At 49.0% G+C, this 18,952-nt stretch carries 17 protein-coding genes; 11 read left to right on the top strand and 6 right to left on the bottom strand.

The genetic code is table 11. The features are described from left to right. The first annotated feature begins 14 nt into the window (after positions 1-14). On the top strand, positions 15-1,046 hold the full coding sequence (locus tag QD47_RS15300) for an FUSC family protein (RefSeq protein ID WP_200893447.1): 1,032 nt from the start codon (positions 15-17) through the stop codon (positions 1,044-1,046). Between the two features lie 308 nt (positions 1,047-1,354). Next, complete coding sequence (helD, locus tag QD47_RS15295) at positions 1,355-3,733, top strand: RNA polymerase recycling motor HelD (protein WP_235332275.1); 2,379 nt, start codon at positions 1,355-1,357, stop codon at positions 3,731-3,733. 103 nt (positions 3,734-3,836) lie between these two features. Here the strand turns inward: helD and QD47_RS33195 are convergent, their stop codons facing one another. Then, positions 3,837-4,025: a hypothetical protein gene (locus QD47_RS33195; RefSeq protein ID WP_235332274.1), complete on the bottom strand. Its 189-nt coding sequence runs from the start codon at positions 4,023-4,025 to the stop codon at positions 3,837-3,839. Between the two features lie 13 nt (positions 4,026-4,038). Here QD47_RS33195 and QD47_RS15290 point away from each other — a divergent pair, with 13 nt between their 5' ends. From QD47_RS15290 to QD47_RS15280, 3 genes are all read left to right on the top strand, one after another. Further along, positions 4,039-5,658 (top strand): adenine deaminase, encoded by a 1,620-nt coding sequence (locus QD47_RS15290; RefSeq protein ID WP_235332273.1) that lies wholly within the window; start codon positions 4,039-4,041, stop codon positions 5,656-5,658. A 162-nt stretch (positions 5,659-5,820) separates the two neighbouring features. Beyond that, positions 5,821-6,402 (top strand): Crp/Fnr family transcriptional regulator, encoded by a 582-nt coding sequence (locus tag QD47_RS15285; protein WP_044646953.1) that lies wholly within the window; start codon positions 5,821-5,823, stop codon positions 6,400-6,402. Between the two features lie 81 nt (positions 6,403-6,483). Continuing rightward, entirely contained in the window at positions 6,484-6,825 is a 342-nt protein-coding gene (locus QD47_RS15280) for a darcynin family protein (protein WP_044646952.1), read from the top strand. 186 nt (positions 6,826-7,011) lie between these two features. On the opposite strand, the gene QD47_RS15275 is transcribed toward QD47_RS15280, so the two are convergent. After that, positions 7,012-7,941, bottom strand: coding sequence for a helix-turn-helix transcriptional regulator (locus QD47_RS15275; RefSeq protein ID WP_044646951.1), 930 nt, complete (start codon positions 7,939-7,941; stop codon positions 7,012-7,014). Between the two features lie 187 nt (positions 7,942-8,128). Here QD47_RS15275 and yicI point away from each other — a divergent pair, with 187 nt between their 5' ends. Continuing rightward, on the top strand, positions 8,129-10,453 hold the full coding sequence (gene yicI, locus QD47_RS15270; RefSeq protein WP_044646950.1) for an alpha-xylosidase: 2,325 nt from the start codon (positions 8,129-8,131) through the stop codon (positions 10,451-10,453). 147 nt (positions 10,454-10,600) lie between these two features. Here the strand turns inward: yicI and QD47_RS15265 are convergent, their stop codons facing one another. Next, on the bottom strand, positions 10,601-11,551 hold the full coding sequence (locus tag QD47_RS15265) for a serine hydrolase domain-containing protein (RefSeq protein WP_044646949.1): 951 nt from the start codon (positions 11,549-11,551) through the stop codon (positions 10,601-10,603). A gap of 314 nt (positions 11,552-11,865) precedes the next feature. Between QD47_RS15265 and QD47_RS15260 the strand changes: the two genes are divergently transcribed. Next, positions 11,866-13,581 carry a methyl-accepting chemotaxis protein gene (locus tag QD47_RS15260; RefSeq protein ID WP_044646948.1) on the top strand — a complete coding sequence of 572 codons (1,716 nt, stop codon included), beginning with the start codon at positions 11,866-11,868 and terminating at the stop codon, positions 13,579-13,581. Positions 13,582-13,671: 90 nt separating this feature from the next. After that, entirely contained in the window at positions 13,672-14,982 is a 1,311-nt protein-coding gene (locus QD47_RS15255; protein ID WP_044646947.1) for an MFS transporter, read from the top strand. Between the two features lie 71 nt (positions 14,983-15,053). Here QD47_RS15255 and QD47_RS15250 read toward each other — a convergent pair whose 3' ends face one another. Both QD47_RS15250 and QD47_RS15245 read right to left on the bottom strand, forming a co-directional pair. Further along, complete coding sequence (locus QD47_RS15250; protein WP_044646946.1) at positions 15,054-16,253, bottom strand: MFS transporter; 1,200 nt, start codon at positions 16,251-16,253, stop codon at positions 15,054-15,056. Between the two features lies 1 nt (position 16,254). Next, complete coding sequence (locus QD47_RS15245) at positions 16,255-16,710, bottom strand: MarR family winged helix-turn-helix transcriptional regulator (RefSeq protein WP_044646945.1); 456 nt, start codon at positions 16,708-16,710, stop codon at positions 16,255-16,257. Between the two features lie 154 nt (positions 16,711-16,864). Between QD47_RS15245 and QD47_RS15240 the strand changes: the two genes are divergently transcribed. Together QD47_RS15240 and QD47_RS15235 are read left to right on the top strand one after the other, a co-directional pair. Further along, positions 16,865-17,125: a hypothetical protein gene (locus QD47_RS15240; protein WP_044646944.1), complete on the top strand. Its 261-nt coding sequence runs from the start codon at positions 16,865-16,867 to the stop codon at positions 17,123-17,125. After that, positions 17,110-17,322, top strand: a complete 213-nt coding sequence (locus tag QD47_RS15235) for a hypothetical protein (protein ID WP_044646943.1) — start codon at positions 17,110-17,112, stop codon at positions 17,320-17,322. Before QD47_RS15240 ends, QD47_RS15235 begins: the two co-directional genes overlap by 16 nt. 76 nt (positions 17,323-17,398) lie before the next feature. Here QD47_RS15235 and fsa read toward each other — a convergent pair whose 3' ends face one another. Then, entirely contained in the window at positions 17,399-18,046 is a 648-nt protein-coding gene (gene fsa, locus QD47_RS15230) for a fructose-6-phosphate aldolase (protein ID WP_044646942.1), read from the bottom strand. Between the two features lie 186 nt (positions 18,047-18,232). Here fsa and QD47_RS15225 point away from each other — a divergent pair, with 186 nt between their 5' ends. Then, positions 18,233-18,949: a CBS domain-containing protein gene (locus tag QD47_RS15225; RefSeq protein ID WP_044646941.1), complete on the top strand. Its 717-nt coding sequence runs from the start codon at positions 18,233-18,235 to the stop codon at positions 18,947-18,949. Positions 18,950-18,952: the final 3 nt, after the last annotated feature.

Below are 18,952 nucleotides of genomic sequence, written 5' to 3'. Positions count from 1 at the left end.
GGTAAGCAGGAGGGATGGCTTTGGCTTTTGGAGCACGGGTGTTAAAAACGGGAATCGCAGTGACGCTCGCCCTTTTTTTGAGCACGCTCTTGAATACCCATTCGCCTGTGGGGGCAGCGATAGCCGCTATTTTTGCCATGCAACCGTCGATATACAGGTCGTGGCGTTATTTTCTGGATCAACTCCAAACAAGCACACTGGGTGCAATCATGGCGTTGCTGGGCGGAATGGTATTTTCAAATGAACCGATTGCGGTCGGATTGGTATGTGTGCTGGTACTTATGATATGTCTGAAATTAAATATGGCTGATACGGTAGGACTAACACTGGTAACCGTTGTTTCTGTCATGGAAGCCTCGGATGACTGGAAATTTGCGGTGACCCGTTTTGTGCTTACTTTAATCGGGATTGTTTCTGCTTTTGTTATTAATATTACGGTGTTTCCTCCGAAACCGAAAAGACAGTTTATCAATCAGATTCAAAGTGTATTTAACACTATGTCCTTGCTGCTGCGCACCGCCATTTCCGATGAGATTAAGGAGTCTGTCTTTAAAGAGGAAAAAGGCAATCTGGAGGGAGCCATAAAATCGCTATCGGATAAATATCATTTGTTCGAGGAAGAGCAGAAGAAGCTCAAGCGCTCCCGGTTCAGTCAGACGAGACAGATGGTGGTATACAAGCAAATGCTCGGAAGTTTGCACAAAGGGTATGAGGTACTGGACGCGGTGGAAAGGCACTACTTCCAGTCTGTGCGACCGAAGGGAACGGATGCGTTTTTTGATGGTCATCTGGAACTGCTAATTCGGTTCCATGAACATGCGCTGCTGAAGTTTGAAGATAAGCTGAAACCGAACGAGGACGAAAGCGAAATGTTCCAGCAGGCGAACGGTGAGTTTATGAAGCATGCGATTACCCGTTTTGACCACTGTCAGGAGGGGATGCTGAGACTCTCGATTGTGGCTGCTGCGATGTATGACTATGGTCATCAACTGGAGCGGTTGAGCAGACTGGCGGAACATATTCATCCTGTGGAAGAGAGCAAGTAGCGAATGTATGAAAAAGTAAAAAGCGGCCGTATTCATCTTATAGATGGACGACCGCTTTTTACTTATATAAAGGCATAAAAAAAAGCCCGCTGGTTGCGAACAGAGGTTAAACTTGCTACAATAGAGGATGCTATGTTTATGAAAAACCATGAGTATAAAGTCGTTAATCACACTTCTTATCACATTATAGCATGTTTCAAAGTTTAAGTCAATTTTCCCGGATCAGAGGGATGCCATGGGTATACCCAGGTCCATAATAGAGCATAGTTTAGCCCTGCGGTGGAGCAGGAGGAAACGGAACAGGAGTGATGCCAGTGGCTACTGAGCAGCAATGGAACGAGGAACAACGGAGAGTAGAGGACGTGACTGCTGTCATTAGCGGGCGAATTCGGAAGCTGGAGACGGAGGTTGGCTCTGTACGCGGAGATGTCGTAGATATGCGTAAAGACTTTTGGGATGAGGTAACGATCAATTTCAGTGAGGCGGATGATGTGGGCGAGACCTCCACCAGCTTGCGTCAGCAATCTGAAATTTTGTCGGAACGGGAGCGCAGGCACAAGCATTCTACAGAGGCGCTGGGTCGTTTGAAAAAGCTGCTGGAATCACCGTATTTTGCACGTATTGATTTTGCTGAGGAAGGACAGCCCGCAGAGCGTGTTTATCTGGGGATCGCCTCCCTGCTGGATAATCAGGACGAGGAATTTCTGGTCTATGACTGGCGTGCGCCGATTTCCAATCTCTATTACGATAATATGCCGGGTCCCGCTTCCTATAAGACTCCGGCAGGGGAAATGGAAGGAGAACTGACCCTCAAGCGCCAATTCTCGATCCGAGATGGACAGATTCGTTTTATGTTCGATACAGGGGTAACGATTGGAGACGAGCTGCTACAGGCGGTGCTGAGTCGCAGCTCGGATGCTCAGATGAAAAGTATCGTGGCAACCATCCAAAAGGAGCAGAATCGCATCATTCGTGATGATCGAAGCCGGATGCTTATCGTACAGGGGGCGGCAGGAAGCGGCAAAACATCTGCTGCGCTCCAGAGAGTAGCCTATTTGCTGTATAAGTACCGTGACCGCTTGCGCGCGGATCAGGTAGTGCTATTTTCGCCCAATCCGATGTTTAACAGCTATGTTTCAACGGTATTACCTGAATTGGGTGAGGAAAACATGCTCCAGGCGACGCTTCAGGAGTATTTGGAGCGTCGGCTGGGCCGGGAGTTTCAACTGGAAGACCCTTTTGAGCAGCTGGAATATGTACTTTCGGCATCGACACAGCCGGGGTATGAGGCCAGAATGGAAGGTATTCGCTTTAAGTCTTCCAAGACGTTTTTGCAAGCCATTACCGGATACAAGGCGTATTTGGAGCAGGAGGGTATGCGTTTTAAACCGATCCGGTTTCAAGGGCGCGAGGTGGTTCCATTGGAGGAAATGGTGCATAAGTTTTATGGGTTTGATTCTTCGGTTCGGCTGGCGAATCGGCTGGAGCTGCTTCGGGATTGGATGCTCAAAGAGCTGGCCCGTTTCGGTAAAGAGGAATGCTCCGCTCCATGGGTGGATCAGCAGATGGACCTGATGGAGCCGGAGGATTACCAGCGTGCTTATAATCGCATGCGGCGTAAATCCAAGAATAAAGGCCATACCTTTGACGATTTTACACGTGAACGGGAAATATTGGCGCGAATGGTGGTCAGTGAACGCTTGAAGCCTTTGCGTAAATGGATCAAAGCGCTTCGCTTTGTGGACACGACCCGCTTATATGGCGAGTTGTTCCTGAATGAGACGCTACTGAGCCAGCTGGCCAATCACGCCGAGCTGCCCGATAACTGGAGTGAAATCAGCCGTCAAACGCTGGATCGGATGCAGGCCGGGGAACTGGCATATGAGGACGTGACACCATTTTTATATCTGCGTGAGCTGATGTTGGGCTTCCGTTCCAATAGCCATATCCGTCATGTGTTTATTGATGAAGCACAGGACTATTCACCCTTCCAATTGGCTTTTTTCAAACGTTTGTTTCCACAGGCTAAAATGACGGCGCTGGGCGATTTTAATCAGGCGATTTATGCGCATGCTTCGGTGCTTCAGGATGCGGAACCTCTTTATGAGCTGTATGGAGCGGAACAGACCGAGATGATCTCCCTGACACGCAGCTACCGCTCGACTCAGGAAATTGTGGAGTTTACCCGGGGAATGGTGGCCGGAGGCGAGCATATTGTACCGTTTAACCGCAAGGGTGAGAAGCCACGTGTTACGGAGGTACGTTCGCGTGAAACGCTGCATCGTCTGATCGTCGGAAACATCACGGAATTGCTGGCAGAAGGCTATGAATCCGTGGCAGTGATCTGCAAAAATGCCGGAGAAAGTGCGGCAGCTTATGAAGCGCTCGAAGGAGAGTTGCCCGTGAAGCCAAGGCTGATCAAGAAGACAACCCCGGCTTTTGAAAAGGGAGTCCATATCATTCCGGCTTACCTGGCAAAAGGCGTGGAATTTGATGCGGTCCTGATCTATGACGGTTCAGCGGAGCAATATCAGCGTGAAAGTGAGCGCAAGCTGTTCTACACTGCCTGTACACGGGCTATGCATTTGCTACACATCTATACGATAGGCGAAATTACACCGTTCGTGAGTTCGCAGGTATCGGATACGTATACCCGTAAAGTGGAAGAAAGTGATCCTGTTCTGTAAGACTGGCATAATTGTACGTATTCCAGTAACATAAGCAAATAAGAAAAACAGGTAAGAAGCATAAACGGAGGTTACAAAACGTAATGGACATGAAGAGTGTATTTCAACGCCCGCCGCTGGCGGACTGTGTACCCGAATTGGTAGCTACAGCCAGAGGGGAGCGCAAGGCATCGCTGGTTATCCGCGGAGGAACGCTGGTCAATGTGGTATCGGGCGAATTATTACCGGGAATGTCTATTGCTGTGCAGGGCTCCCGTATCGCATACGTCGGTCGGGACGTTAGCCATACCATTGGAGGAGACACCGTGATCATTGAAGCGGAAGGCCGCTATATGGCGCCGGGATTACTGGATGGACATTGTCACATCGAAAGCACGCAGCTTACGGTAACCGAGTTTGCAAAAGCTGTGCTGCCGCTGGGCGTGACGGGCGGATTTTTTGACCCGCATGAAATTTCCAATGTGCTCGGTCTGAAAGGGCTTCGCCTGATGCTTGATGAAGCACGTACGACACCGCTGGCTGCTTACATGCAGGTGGCTTCTTGTGTTCCGTCCACAGGGCCGGAACTGGAAACGACAGGGGCCTCCTTCGGCCCGGCGGAAGTCGAGGAAGCCTTAAGCTGGGGCCCGGATATGATCGGGCTGGGTGAAGTCATGAATTTCCCGGGCGTCGTCTATGGTGACGATGTGATGATCGGGGAAATTCAGGCCACGCTGCGCGCGGGCAAGGTGGCGGATGGCCATTTTACGTGGGCCTCCGACGACTGGCGGCTGCCGGTATATGCAGCCGCAGGGATTACGGGCGACCACGAATGTGTCACGCCCGAGGATGTAGCTGAGCGTATCCGGCTCGGCATGTATGCCAAAATGCGGCAAGGCTCCGCATGGCATGATGTGGCCGAGACCATCCGCGCCAGCACGGAAATGGGCCTCGACACCCGGCGCATGATGCTGGTGACGGATGACCGCAGCGCGGAATCCTTGCTCCATGAGGGTCAGATGGACTTCGTCGTGCGTCATGCCATTGCGCAGGGCGTCAAGCCCGTGACCGCGTTTCAGATGGCTACGCTGAATACGGCAGAGCGCTTCGGCGTAGCGCGGGATATCGGCTCGATCATTCCGGGCGCGATTGCCGATATTATTTTGCTTGATGGCCGTCTGGCCGAAGTGAACGTGACCGCTACGATTGCGGCGGGTCAACTGGTGGCCGAGCACGGCCAAATGGTCGCCGATTGGGAGGGCTTCGCTTATCCTGCGGAAGTGATGGACACGGTCCGTCTGGGACGCGACCTGAGTGCTGCGGATTTCCGCATTGCGACTCCAGTACAGGAGGGGAACGTACCTGTACGGGTCATTCGTGTCACGGAAAATCATGTGGACACGAAGGAAGTGCGGATGACCGTTCCGGTCCGCAATGGTGAGGTCACGGCAAATCCCGCGCAGGATCTGTGCAAAATAGCCGTCTTCGAGCGGCATCATGCCAGTGGCAGCCATGCCGTGGCACTCGTGACGGGCGTCGGTTTCACCGAGCCTGCCGCCATTGCCATGACTGTGGCGCATGACAGCCACAACCTGCTCGTCATTGGCAATGATGACGAGTTGATGACCCAGGCGGCGAAGCAGGCCGTGGCTATGCGCGGCGGTGTAGTGGTCGTGTCCGCCTCGGGCGAAACGCGCTTCCCGCTGCCTATCGCCGGGCTGATGTCTCCTGCGCCGTTTGCAGAGGTGGCTGCGCAGTCCGAGAGCATCAGCCGGGCACTTCAGCAATCCGGCTGTGTGCTGAACAACGCACTGATGACACTGTCGCTGCTGGCGCTGGTCGTCATCCCCGAAATCCGCCTGTCGGATCAGGGGCTTGTTGTGATCGGAGCAGACGGTATCCGCAAGGTTTCGATCTTCGTCGAAGAGGATATTGCAGAAGCCTGACAGGCTACTTTGCCCATACGCGTGTATTTATGATATGTGCGCTTTTTTGAAAGGGGGTTGTCCCATAAGGTCTGTAAAGACTGGAGGGATAGCTCCTGTTTTCTGTATTTAAAAATCAAAAAGGTTTCCTTCTATTTAAGAATTCCGGGGAGCAATGAGCATATGTATCAGTATTATCTTTCATTAGAGCAGATGGTTTATCAGGCCTCGATTGTAGAGCAGGATTGGAACAGATTTGTAGAACGAACCCGTGTAAAACATGTACAGCAGGGAACGTATCTGATCGAAACGGGTGAACCCGTGAATCATGCCTATTTTTGCTCAGAGGGATTATTCCGTTTATTTTACACTTTGGCAGATGGCAGGGAGTATAATGTTGGCTTTTCGCCAGAAGATGATTATGTAACCTCTTACGGGGCTATGGTCCAAGGGCAACCGTCGACCTTTACCATTGAGGCTATGGAGGATTCGGTTGTCATTGAAATCCCCTATGACGTACTGAAGGAGCTTATGGATACAAGCCATATGTGGGAAAGATTCGTGCGCAAGAGTGTAGAGAGACTATACATTCGAAAAGAGGAACGGGAACGCGAACTCTTGTATCTTTCCGCCAAGGAACGTTACCAAGCCTTTCTTCTCAAATACCCCGGATTGGACAAACGAATTGCCCAATATCATATCGCTTCGTACATCGGTGTATCCCCCGTTTCGCTTAGCCGATTGCTCCGCAGCGATCCGCATTAACATAGGTTAATGCAGCTTGCGGGACAAGCAGAGTACAATCATATTAGTCCATTCGAGCTTCATAAAAAAGGAGATAGGCATATGCGATATATGATGATTGTTTTGTTGGAATTTTATCCTTCCTGGCTGGCTTTGCCTCGGGAAGAGCGTCGAAAATATGCGGCATCCTTGCAGGAGAGCATTCAAAAATATAGCGAGCATGTTCAAGTTCGTTTTTTTGATGCAGAGGCGCTTCCTGGCAAGGATTACACCGATTTCGTCGTATGCGAAACGGAGGATATGAAACAGTATCACTATATGTGGGAAGAAATTCGCGACTCGGAGCCGTACACCAAGGGATATATGAAGATTAAAAATGTGGTCATGGGGATGGAAAATGCCTTTCAGTCATACGAGTCAGAAATACTACAGATGAAAAAGTGAAATTATAAGCTGAACCCGATAAATTAACTCGGAAAACGGAGTAGACGGAATGGTGCTGTACAAGCGATAGCGGTTGCCTTTGCCCCCGGATTTCTACCCTTGGGGTCCATTCAGGAAATCTGGGGACAACAGCGATGGGAAGAGCACCATCCGTCTGCGCAGTGGAGTAACATGTAATTTTTGGTTTCAACTTATATCTGTGACAAAGGGCGTTGCTCCAAGCATCTGCTCGGCTTCGTGCTGCTTGCGATATTGTGAAGGAGGCATGCCGTTCCATTTTTTAAAGGTTGCGATAAAATAGCTCAGATTATCAAAGCCAACCTCCAGCGCAATATCGACCACCTTGCGGTCACTTTGCTCCAGCAGTCTGCAAGCCTTCTGAACCCGGTGGTAATTGATGTATTCGACCGGGCTTTTTTGCACCATCTGCTTGAAGAAACGGCAAAAGTGTCCCTCGCTCATACGAATCTCATCCGCGATTTCCCGCAAACGAATGGGCTCATGAGCATGACTGTTGATGTACGCCAGCGCTTTTTTGATCCGTTCGACTTTGCTGCGCTGACCTGCCATAATCACGTCCTCTCCGTTAGCCGGGGTCATATGGGGATACATGCTGGCGATGATGCCATAGAGCTGTGCCTTGGTCGCCAGCTCACGGGCAGGCGCATTCTGCTCATGGCTGGTGATGATGCGGCGCAGCGCGGTCAGTACCTCCTGTTCCCAAGGCAGGACCCCGCGAATGTGAGGGGGAACGATGAGCTTTTTGCTGATAAAAGGGTCGATAAACTGCTCCTGTACCGTATCCTGTGTCCGGCTGTGCAGCAGATCGGGATGAAACACCACAGCAGAAAATACGCAGCTTGGCGCTTTTTTTAAATATCCGGCGTGTAGCTCTCCGCTGTTGACAAAAAGAGCCTCACCTTCGCTGACCTCGGTGTATTCCATATCCGTCTGAAAGACGGCGCTACCCTGCTCCACGACGATAAACTCCATTTCCTCATGCCAATGAGACTCCAGCACGCTGTTTCCGTTCAACTGCTCTACGCTCGGATACACGCTGACCGGATACATGGGATTACCATGAATACGGTTTTCCCGCAGCATTTCCCGATTCATTTCATCCACTCCCTTCCTGATTTTTGTTTTGTATAGAAAATATCAAAATATTGATACAATACGTCAAAATAAAAGAAGTAAACCCTTACATAAATCAATATTATTATAGTAAGGATTTCGAAAAAATCCAACAAGCGATTTTATTTGGGTTCAACAATATATAGATCGAAACGGAGGAAATAAACAGATGAAATTTACAGATGGCTATTGGATGGTCCGCAAAGGCTATGAGATCCAAAATCCTGCGGAAATCCGTGATATTGTGACGGACGATGCTTCCATGACGGTATACGCGTCGACCCACCGGATCGAGCATAAAGGAGACACCCTGAACGGGGCGTTGCTGAAAGCGACCTATAGCTCGCCGATGCCGAATGTCATTCGGGTACGCTTTAACCACCACAAGGGGCGGGTGCATCATGGACCGGATTTTGAAATTCATACCTTGCCAACAGAGGTGGATATTACGGCAGGTGAGGACGCAGCGGTGCTGAAAAGCGGTAATCTGAGTGTGCGTGTCGGTCGTGGAAAGAGCTGGGACGTAGGTTTTTATGTGGAGGATCGTAAAATCACGGGTAGCGGACATCGTGGGCCTGGATACATTACAGACCCACAGGATCAGCCTTTTTTCCGGGAGCAGCTGGAGTTGGGAATCGGGGAGTACGTATACGGCCTCGGGGAACGCTTCTCTCCATTTGTGAAAAATGGGCAGGTGGTCGATATCTGGAATGAGGACGGCGGCACGAGCAGTGAGCAGGCGTACAAAAACATTCCATTTTACCTGTCTAATAAAGGGTATGGTGTGTTTGTCAATCATCCGGAAAAGGTATCGTATGAAATTGCATCGGAAAATGTCTCGAAGGTGCAGTTTAGCGTCTCTGGCGAATCGTTAGAGTATTTTATTATTGGCGGAGCCAACCCTAAAGAGGTGCTGGACAATTACACCAAGCTGACGGGCAAGCCCGCGTTACCACCTGCCTGGACCTTTGGTTTGTGGCTGACGACCTCGTTCACGACCGATTATGATGAAGCGACGGTGAATCATTTTGTGGACGGGATGGCTGAGCGTGATTTGCCGCTCTCTGTATTCCATTTTGACTGCTTCTGGATGAAGGAATACCAATGGTGCGATTTCCAATGGGATCAAGATATGTTCCCGGACCCGGAAGGTATGCTACAGCGATTGAAAGCGAAGGGACTCAAAATTTGCGCTTGGATTAACCCGTATATTGCGGAAAAATCCATTTTATTCGATGAAGGCATGGAGAACGGGTATCTGGTCAAAACCCCCGATGGCGGCGTGTGGCAATGGGACATGTGGCAAGCAGGTATGGGGCTGGTTGACTTTACGAATCCGGCTGCGGTAGCCTGGTATCAGGAAAAGCTGAAGGTGCTGGTGGATCAGGGTGTGGATTGCTTTAAAACGGATTTTGGCGAGCGGATTCCTACGAATGTGGTGTATCATGACGGCTCTGATCCGGTGAAAATGCACAATTATTACACGCATTTGTACAACAAGGCTGTATTTGACGTGCTGGAGGAAAAGCTGGGTAAAAATGAAGCGGCGTTGTTCGCACGTTCCGCTACGGCCGGGGGACAGCAGTTCCCGGTTCACTGGGGCGGTGACTGCTCGTCGACATATGAGTCGATGGCGGAATCGCTGCGGGGCGGCTTATCGCTTGGCTTGAGCGGCTTTGGCTTTTGGAGCCATGATATTAGCGGCTTTGAATTAACGGCTGCGCCGGACGTGTATAAACGGTGGGTACAATTTGGACTTTTGTCTTCCCATAGTCGTCTGCACGGAAATGAATCGTACCGCGTGCCTTGGCTGTTTGATGAAGAATCGGTGGATGTGGTACGTAGCTTTACGAAGCTCAAATGTTCATTAATGCCGTATCTGTATCCATCTGCTGTGGAATCCTCGGTGAAGGGTCTGCCGATGATGCGGGCTATGGTGCTGGAATTCCCGCAGGACCCGACCTGTGCAACGCTGGATCTGCAATACATGCTGGGCGATTCCATTTTGGTGGCCCCGATCTTTAATAAGGAAGGCAACGTACAGTATTACGTACCGGAGGGCCAGTGGACGAATCTGTTGACGAATGAAACCGTGTCGGGTGGTCGCTGGGTTAACGAGCATCACGATTTTACAACCCTGCCCGTGCTGGTGAAGCCGAACACGCTGCTGGCGATCGGTCATGAGGATAGCCGTCCGGATTATGATTATGCAGAACAAGTGGCTTTTCACTTGTTCGAGCTGGGTGAAGGGCAGCAGGCTCGGACGGTTATCGTGAACACTTCTGGTGAAGAAGAGCTAACCGTCACTGCCAGTCGCAAGGATGCTGTGATTACGGTGAAGGCTGAGGGTACGGTTAGACCATGGTCACTGGTACTGCGGGGCATTCACGAAGCTAATCAGGTCGAGGGTGGCAGCAGTCAAGCGGGAGAGCAGGGAGTGATCATTACACCAGCCTCAAGCGGACAGCAGGAGCTTACCATTCACTTGGGATAGGTCATGTACACTCTCGCTCACAAGTAAAATTCGCCATTCCTTAGTGTAGCGATGTATTGCAAAAAGGGACTTGCCTGATCAAACGGGCAGGCCCTTTTTTGCTTTGGAGTCGTAATGGCAATTTTCAACTTAGGTTTCGATTTTTGTTTACCCTTGCTGAACAAGCATCGGTACGATGTACTGCCTGAATATATCCACAGGAGTCCGTTTCTTTTTGAACTTGTCAGCAGTAACAACAACCACCATGTCATAAGACGGGATGACAACAATGTATTGACCACCAAAGCCGAGCGCGTAATAATAATCCGTTTCAGCGCTTTTCTCCGTTTCGTCTGAAAAGGAAGAAGCCCACCAGTGCCAGCCGTAAAAGGCTTTTTGGGGTTTGACCGTCGGAAGGAGCGCACGAGTGGACTGTCGGACTGTTTCTGCCTGGATAAACTGACGGCCTTCCCGGCTTCCTTCATGCAGGTAAAGCAGGCCAAATTGGAGCATGCCCATGGGTTTGAGATGCAGCCCAAAGCCACCAGTATGAGTGCCTTGAGGATCGGTTTCCCAGTGGTAGCTTTCGATACCCAGCGGTTGGAATAACTGCTGCTCAGCAAATTCAGCTACCGCTTGTCCAGAAGCATGACGCAAAATGGTAGCCAAAAGCTGAGAACAGCCGGAGTTGTACTCCATTCGCGTACCTGGTACATCAGCCAGCGGCTGCGACAGCACAAATTGCACCCAGTCTGATGTTTTGCTCATCGTCGGAAATGAATTTTGACCGCCAAATTCAGTCCAGCTAAAGCCCGCGGACATCGTTAACAGATGTTCAATCGTAATATCACGCTTTCGTATATCGCTGTCCTCGGCAATCTGGGGAAAAAATTCGAGGATAGGCGTACCCGGCTGTGGTACGATTTGCTGATCCATGGCGATGCTGACTAATGCGGCAAGCACGCTTTTGGTGCAGGAATTTATTTTATAGAGTTCATTCGCAAATTGAGGTTCACGGTAGTATTCCAGCGCCATGCTCCCATGCTGGAAGATCAGGCAGCTACGGATTTCCAGCTCGGTTAGTCCGCAAAAAAGCGGTGTAAGTTCCAGACTACTCAAGTAAGTCCCTCCTTGACATTTATAGTACATGAGCATTTTTCATAGAATGATGCAAAATGCTGACATAAATAAATAGTATATCATTTTTAAAGATCACAAATCCGACTAATCTCATGATCATCAATAAGAGATGAATATAAGGATGGCGTTACTTTTTTTGTTTTTTATTTCAGAAAAGAACATATTAATTCACCATATTGTCACAATTACATTGGAAAAACTATACACTTTTCTTGTTTCGTTCAAAACTTCACCGAATTAAACGATATATAGTAAGTTGACATTATATTCAGACATAACTGGGGGACCGATTCATGAATTTAACGATTAAGGCTAAAATGATTCTTAGTGCGCTGCTTATTCCGGGTGTAATTGCAGCTATGCTGCTGACAAACTACATTCTGAGCGTACAAAATGAGAATAAATACAAGGATATTGTGAATCGTGAAGAGACCATTGTATATAATTCAAAGTCTCTTCAGTTTTTATTAAACGGGATATCTAATGACGAGCGAGGATACTTGCTAACTCGGGATGAACAATATGGAAAAGGGATTGAAAGCAAGCAGAGCGAAATTGTGAAGCTGCTTCAGCAAACGGAAGCTTTGCTCGATCTGAATGCAGGAGATACGAAGAGAACGATGGATGATTTGAAAATGGGAATCAATTCCTATTTCAACCGCGTCCATGGATTATTGAATACAGCGGGTTACCGGAGTACGATCGATACGTTTCCCCCGTTTTCTGATTTACTCGATATATATGAAAATGAACGGGTTTTACGGAAACAGCTTGATGTGAAAATGATGGCGTTCGTTAAATCTCAGGAGGACATGGTAGCGGCGAAAGTACAAGAAGCCCACCAAACCATGACCAACACGATCTGGATTACGAGCATTCTGGGCTGTCTTATTATCATTTACAGTATTGCACAATCGATCATTTTGATTCGCTCCATCCGGCCGTTGTACCACATGAATGAACAGTTGCTGGAGATGTCAGCGGGCGGCGGAGATTTGCGTAGTCAACTCGATATTACGACCAAGGACGAGATTGGCATGATTGCCAGCTCGTACAACAAGCTGATCGCGGGCTTTCGCAATATTATTGTGGATGCTCAGGATACAGCCCGTACGATATCTGTGACCGCCGAGCGGGTAAGCCTGAGCACTGAAGAAATGAATCAGGCCAATCGTCATACTTCCGGTGTGATGGAAGAGCTAGCGACTGGCATGGAGTATCAGGTCGATGACATCACACAGACCACAGATGCAGTAAAAGAGCTTGCTCATGGGCTGGAGCATATTGCGGTGACGAGCCAGCAGGTGTACAAGCTGTCGGATACGGCTGCCAAGGACGCAGAAGCAGGAGAGCAATCCATCGGTCAGGCGATGAGGCAGATGGAAAAGGTAAGCGAAAGTGTAGATAGCTCTGCTCGTGCTGTACGTCTGCTTAGTGAACAGGCTGAACAGATCGGAATGATCGGTTCTGTCATTACCGGCATTGCCAAGCAGACAGGGATGCTGGCGCTTAACGCGTCGATTGAAGCCGCCAGAGCAGGAGAACAGGGCAAAGGATTTGCTGTCGTAGCATCTGAGGTAAGAAGACTGTCTGAACAGGTATCCGTTTCAGCAGCGGAAATTACACAATTTGTGCATCATATTCAGGACCATGTGGGTAATGTCGCATCAACCATGCAAGCTGGAACAGTTGAAGTGCAGTCAGGTGTGAAGATCATGGAATCGGCCGAAACGGCATTTCGTCAGATTGGCAGCTCCATTCAGCAGGTCAGCGAACAGATTCACAGTGTGAATCGGTCTGTGGAACAGATGTCCACCGGATCGGGGCAAATGGTGGGAGCCGTGGAGCGTATCCGCGAAGTAGCGGAACAGTCCGCAGGCGGAACCCAGAGCGTCAGCGCAGCGGCTGAGGAGCAGCTGGCTTCCATGGAGGAAATCGCGTCATCCATTCATACGCTGGCAGAAATGTCGAAATTGCTGAATGCAAGGGTTGGAGGATTTAAGGTGTAGCTGTATAAATCCACACTAATGTAAACACAATAACACTTGTTGAACCATTTTGGACAGCTGTGTTATTACTTTTGCAAAGGTGGTAACGGGATGCAACAAAATAAAGGGAATCTGCTTGCATTAGGTTCCATCCCGCTGATGATGACGCTGGGCAATTCCATGCTGATTCCTGTTTTGCCGGAAATCGGACGTAAGCTACATGTCAGCTCCTTTCGCATTAGCATGTTAATTACGGTATATGCGGTAGTTGCCATTTTGCTGATTCCAATCGCGGGATATCTCTCCGACCGATTTGGTCGCAAGGCGGTGATTGTGCCCTGCTTGATCCTGACGGTGATTGGCGGGGGAATTTCTGCGGTGGGGGCATGGCTGCTTCATGATCAGGCAGCGTACTGGACCATTATTGGGGGTCGGTTGCTTCAGGGCGTCGGAGCGGCGGGAGCTTTTCCCATTGTCATTCCGCTCGTGGGGGATTTGTATGAGAATGAGGAAGAAGCCAGCAAAAACCTGGGTGTAGTCGAGACCTATAATACATTCGGTAAAGTGTTAAGCCCAATTCTGGGTGCGGCACTCGGCGCAGTCCTTTGGTTTTTGCCATTGGCAGTGATTCCGGGCCTCTGTCTGATTTCGCTCATTTTGGTGCTTTGGCTGATTCATGCGCCCAAGCGTAAGAACCAACCGATAATGTTTCGGGAGTTTCTGGGAAATGTGAAGCAGGTGCTTGACGAAAAAGGACGCTGGCTATATGCAATTTTCGCCGTGGGCGGCATTTGTATGTTTGTCATTTTTGGCGTCCTGTTCTACTTATCCGACATACTGGAAAGTCGTTACAACCTTCGCGGGGTCTGGAAAGGGTTCGTGCTGGCGATTCCGTTGGTTTCTCTCTGTCTGTGCTCTTATATCGGAGGAAAAATCATCGGCAAGCACAAAAAACGGATGAAATGGATCGGTTTTTCCGGTTTGGCAGTGTTGACGATCAGCTTTGGCATTCTCGGATTTTTTCAACATATTTATGCGGTGATCGGACTGTTTACATTGGGGGGAGCCGGAATTGGACTGGCACTGCCTTGTTTGGATGCCCTGATTACGAAAGGGATTGAAAAAGAGGAGCGCGGAACGATTACCAGCTTGTACAGTAGTATGCGCTTTGTCGGGGTGTCACTAGGTCCTCCGGTTGTATCCTTGCTGATCGGAAGCAGTGGACATAGTTTACTTTTTGGCGTGATGGCCGGAGTGGGCGGAATTGCGGCTCTGCTCATGCTGTTTGCGGTCAAACCGAAGCAAGATGAACCCTCAGACGAAAAATCCGGTGAACATATGAACGCCACTGGGGGGCTGACAGACGTATCCCGGAAAAAGCCGCTTTCTTCCAAGCTGAGACGCAAAACCCCGGCCAAATAAGAGCGATCTAAAACCAAAGAGCACCCGATTCCATGAAGCCATGGTGTTGGGTGCTCTTTTTGAAATATGCTTTACCCCTCGACAGGGACACGCGTTTTGGGCTTGCGACCTACAGCAAGCTGAATGATATAGATGAGCAGGAACAATACGATAAACAGCGAGGAAAGGCGATACATCCACGCATAATCGCTGGCTTTGGCGATAATACCAAGAATAAGCGCTCCGGCAGCGATTCCGAAATCAAGGGAGTTTAGAAACATACCGTTTGCCATGCCCCGTTGCTTGGGCGACACGACCTGAATCATCCACGTTTGCAAAGTCGGCTGCATGACGCCAAAACCGATGCCATAGCAAAGGGCAGACAGATACATGAAGGCATCACTGTGCGCATAGGAAAGCAGGATGAGACCGCCGAACAGGAACAGGGAACCGGGGATGAGCAGCGCTTTTGCTCCTTTTTTATCATAGATACGGCCTGAGAAGGGACGTACGATCAGAACGGACAGCGCATTAAACAGGAAAAAATAGGCCGGGTGCGACAAATTGGCTTCATCTCCGTAAAGCGCCATAAAGCCGATCAATCCGCCGTACGTAATAGACATGAGCATGTTCAGCAAGGCGGGAATCCAGAGCTTGCGGTTAAATGCCGGTTTTCGTCCTTCTTCCACAGGAACCATCGGCGGCTCAACATGTCCTTTCGGCAGGGTGCGAATCAGCCAGTAGGCCAACGGGAAAATGAGGACAATGACAGCTGAGGTCGTATATACAAGCAGATTAAAACTGCCATATTGCAGCATCGAAATACCGATGGTCGGTCCAATCGACATCGCCAGGCTGGTGGACAAGCTGAAATACCCCATTCCTTCACCGAGACGCTTGGCAGGAATGATATTTGAGGCCATGGTTGGAAAGGCGGTACTACTCAAACCGAAGCCGATGCCAAACAGCATACGCATGAGTAGCAACACCGTGATCGTCGGTGAAACGCTGTATCCGAGCGTACTCGCTAATCCGAACAGCAGACCGATGAAAATCAGGGTATTGCGATGCCCTTTTTCCAGCATACGGGCTGAAAAAAGCCTTGCCACAATCGCGCTCAATGCGAATAGCGTAGTGACGAGGCTGACCTGAACGGAGCTGGCGTGGAATGTATTTTTAACATACGCAGGAATGGAAGATACGATCATCTGTAATTCCAGAAATAAAAAAAGATTAGATACGGTTAAAACGATAAATTCCTTGGTCCAAAGTGGCTGCTTCCCTTGTTGCATGTTAGTCGTTCTCTCCTTGTTTTTCCGATTGAGTCAGGTTAGCGTGGACTTGTAAAAGAGTTTGACGGAACTGCTCCAGATCAGCAGGGGAAATTCCATTCACAAAATCGTGGTTGGCGCCGCGCTCGACCGGAAGAGTTTCCTCCACGAGCTGTCGACCGGCTTCAGTCAAATGAAGCAAATAGGCTCGACGGTCCTGTGGGCTATTCACACGCTGCACCCAACCCTTTTTGTCCAACAAATCAATAATTCGAGTCGTAGTTGGCTGGTCCTTGATCGCCTTAGATGCAATTTCCTTCTGATTCAGACCTTCTGCCTGGTAGATTTGATACAGAACCGACCATTGCTCAGGGGAAATATCATAAGGTTTAAGGCGATGCATAAGCTGCTGGCTCATCTTGCGATGGGTAATGCCGAGCAGCATGCCGATGGAGCAATCCGGGGGCAAGTTATTCATGAGTACTCCTTTCTGTTTTCCGTACATAAATTAATTCAAAAGTAAATTAATTGTTAAAACAATTATATGTAAAACAAGTTGTTTTGTCAAAAAAAGTTGTACTTTATTCATCGTTTACTTTGAGCTGGACTTTGTTGGAGAGAGGAGAGAACTCGTGGATAATACGATTGTAACTGCCATCACCAAAGCCAAAAACAGGAACTCCTTATTTCATTTTACACGAGTATGTAATGTATCGGTGATTGCTCATTTTGACGCTATATTGTCCAGTTACCAAATCAATCACCACATTGCAGGAGAACGCCGCGTAAAGGCGGTACAAGTAGATTATGAGGGGTATATGATTCAGGAAGCTCGCCGCGTTTTCCGGCCCATTATTCCTACAAGAAAAGTCTGGACATGTTTTTACCTCTAGACCGCTTCCAGGTGGTACGGAATAATTTTGTGCCTGTTAAGCCATCCGACATACGAGAGGTCTTGGTAGAGGATCGGGTTAACCATATGTCTAGCTATCTGAAATCGGTTTACGTGGATCATGGTGAGGATGTGCCTGAACGCTGGAAAAACTTGACGCGGCCTTTGGCAGACTTGCGAGATATGGAGAGAAAATGATACGGACGAAAAAAACAGCCCGCAATATGCGAGCTGTTCGGGTTTAAAGCAATATAGTTTTGCCGTTTCGGGCGAATTAGGCTTTAGGTACAGTTTCCCAGTCCTTCAGGAAGCGTTCAATACCGCTGTCAGTCAGCGGGTGTTTCCACAGGGAAGGGAGCAGGGAGCCAGGAATGGTGGCAATATGCGCACCAGACAGAGCAGCATCTTCCACATGCTTGATGTTACGGATGGAGGCTGCAATGATTTCGGCTTTCAGACCATGAATGTCCAAAATCTGTCTCAGTTCACGAATCAGCTTCATACCGTCAACAGCGATATCATCCAGACGTCCTACGAACGGGCTAATAAAAGTAGCGCCAGCTTTGGCAGCCATCAAACCTTGAGCCGCGGAGAAAATCAGCGTTACATTCGTTTTAATCCCGTTTTTGGTCAGCTCGTTACAAGCATACAAACCGTCTTCAGTCATAGGCAGCTTAATAACAACGTTCGGTGCCCATTTGGCAATCTCATAAGCTTCCTTGAGCATATCCTCGGCTTTCAAGCCAATGACCTCAGCACTCACGGGACCTTCAACGATACCGCAAATCTCCTGAATGACTTCCTTGAACACCCGACCTTCCTTAGCGATCAGCGAAGGGTTCGTTGTTACACCATCAACCAGACCCAAACGTTCAATACGTTTGATTTCTTCAATGTTACCAGTATCCAAGAAAAATTTCATTTGATTTCCTCCTCAGGTTTTTTTAAATTCATAATACATATCACACACCATGTACATCAGCTAAATAAAAGATAGCATATTGCACACGTTAAACTTATAATTAGTATGTATTACATACTCAATTGTGACACATTTTAAAATTGAAAACAAGCTGTCTTTGATTAAAATTTGATGAATTGTCGGAAAATGCGGAAATTTACCGATCTATGCTCATCTATAATGTATACTACCCCATTCTATAAGGAGGTAATCATTATTCAACTGTCTGAAAGACAGCGTGAAATTGTTGATATTGTCCAGCGCCTGGCGCCTGTTACGGGGGATAAAATTGCTGAGGAGTTGGGGCTGACGCGACCGACCCTCCGTTCCGATCTTGCGCTGCTCGTCATGCTCGGTCTGGTAGACGCCAAGCCGAAGGTAGGATATCTGCCAGGCCGTTACCCTAAATACGACAGTCATGTTGGCACCATGCTCAAAAAGCTGACTGTGGCTGATGTGCTCAGTGATCCGATTTTAATTTCTGGTGACGCTACGGCTTACGATGCGGTACTGATGTTATTTCAGCAAAATACCGGTACGTTGATGGTCACAGGAGAGGATCAGGAGCTGATCGGAATTGTTACTCGCAAGGATCTGCTGAAGGTGACGCTGGGGCATACCGATCTTCACGCTGTTCCGGTAACGATGGCAATGACGCGACGCGCCCAAATGACGACACTCACTCCGGGGGATTCTCTGCTGGAGGCGATATCCAGGCTCGTTCGTCATCAGATCAATTGCCTTCCGGTCATGGACGAGCAGTGTATGGGGACCTCCTTCATTCAAACTAATGGATTGATGGGTCGGGTTACCAAAACGGATATCATGAACGCTATTTTGAGCTTGACGGAAGAGAAGACGTAAAAG

Origin of the sequence: Paenibacillus terrae (assembly GCF_000943545.1) — a bacterium.
Taxonomy (GTDB): Bacteria; Bacillota; Bacilli; order Paenibacillales; family Paenibacillaceae; genus Paenibacillus; species Paenibacillus terrae_A.
This window is presented reverse-complemented; position numbering and strand designations above follow the sequence as displayed.

Bases quoted from the DNA above. Each gene is read 5' to 3' on its own strand.
- QD47_RS15300 (WP_200893447.1), top strand. From the start codon at position 15: ATGGCTTTGGCTTTTGGAGCACGGGTGTTAAAAACGGGAATCGCAGTG.
- helD (WP_235332275.1), top strand. From the start codon at position 1,355: ATGCCAGTGGCTACTGAGCAGCAATGGAACGAGGAACAACGGAGAGTA.
- QD47_RS33195 (WP_235332274.1), bottom strand. From the start codon at position 4,025: ATGGTATGGCTAACGTCCCGACCGACGTATGCGATACGGGAGCCCTGC.
- QD47_RS15285 (WP_044646953.1), top strand. From the start codon at position 5,821: ATGTATCAGTATTATCTTTCATTAGAGCAGATGGTTTATCAGGCCTCG.
- QD47_RS15280 (WP_044646952.1), top strand. From the start codon at position 6,484: ATGCGATATATGATGATTGTTTTGTTGGAATTTTATCCTTCCTGGCTG.
- QD47_RS15275 (WP_044646951.1), bottom strand. From the start codon at position 7,941: ATGAATCGGGAAATGCTGCGGGAAAACCGTATTCATGGTAATCCCATG.
- yicI (WP_044646950.1), top strand. From the start codon at position 8,129: ATGAAATTTACAGATGGCTATTGGATGGTCCGCAAAGGCTATGAGATC.
- QD47_RS15260 (WP_044646948.1), top strand. From the start codon at position 11,866: ATGAATTTAACGATTAAGGCTAAAATGATTCTTAGTGCGCTGCTTATT.
- QD47_RS15255 (WP_044646947.1), top strand. From the start codon at position 13,672: ATGCAACAAAATAAAGGGAATCTGCTTGCATTAGGTTCCATCCCGCTG.
- QD47_RS15250 (WP_044646946.1), bottom strand. From the start codon at position 16,253: ATGCAACAAGGGAAGCAGCCACTTTGGACCAAGGAATTTATCGTTTTA.
- QD47_RS15245 (WP_044646945.1), bottom strand. From the start codon at position 16,710: ATGAATAACTTGCCCCCGGATTGCTCCATCGGCATGCTGCTCGGCATT.
- QD47_RS15235 (WP_044646943.1), top strand. From the start codon at position 17,110: ATGTTTTTACCTCTAGACCGCTTCCAGGTGGTACGGAATAATTTTGTG.
- fsa (WP_044646942.1), bottom strand. From the start codon at position 18,046: ATGAAATTTTTCTTGGATACTGGTAACATTGAAGAAATCAAACGTATT.
- QD47_RS15225 (WP_044646941.1), top strand. From the start codon at position 18,233: ATGCGGAAATTTACCGATCTATGCTCATCTATAATGTATACTACCCCA.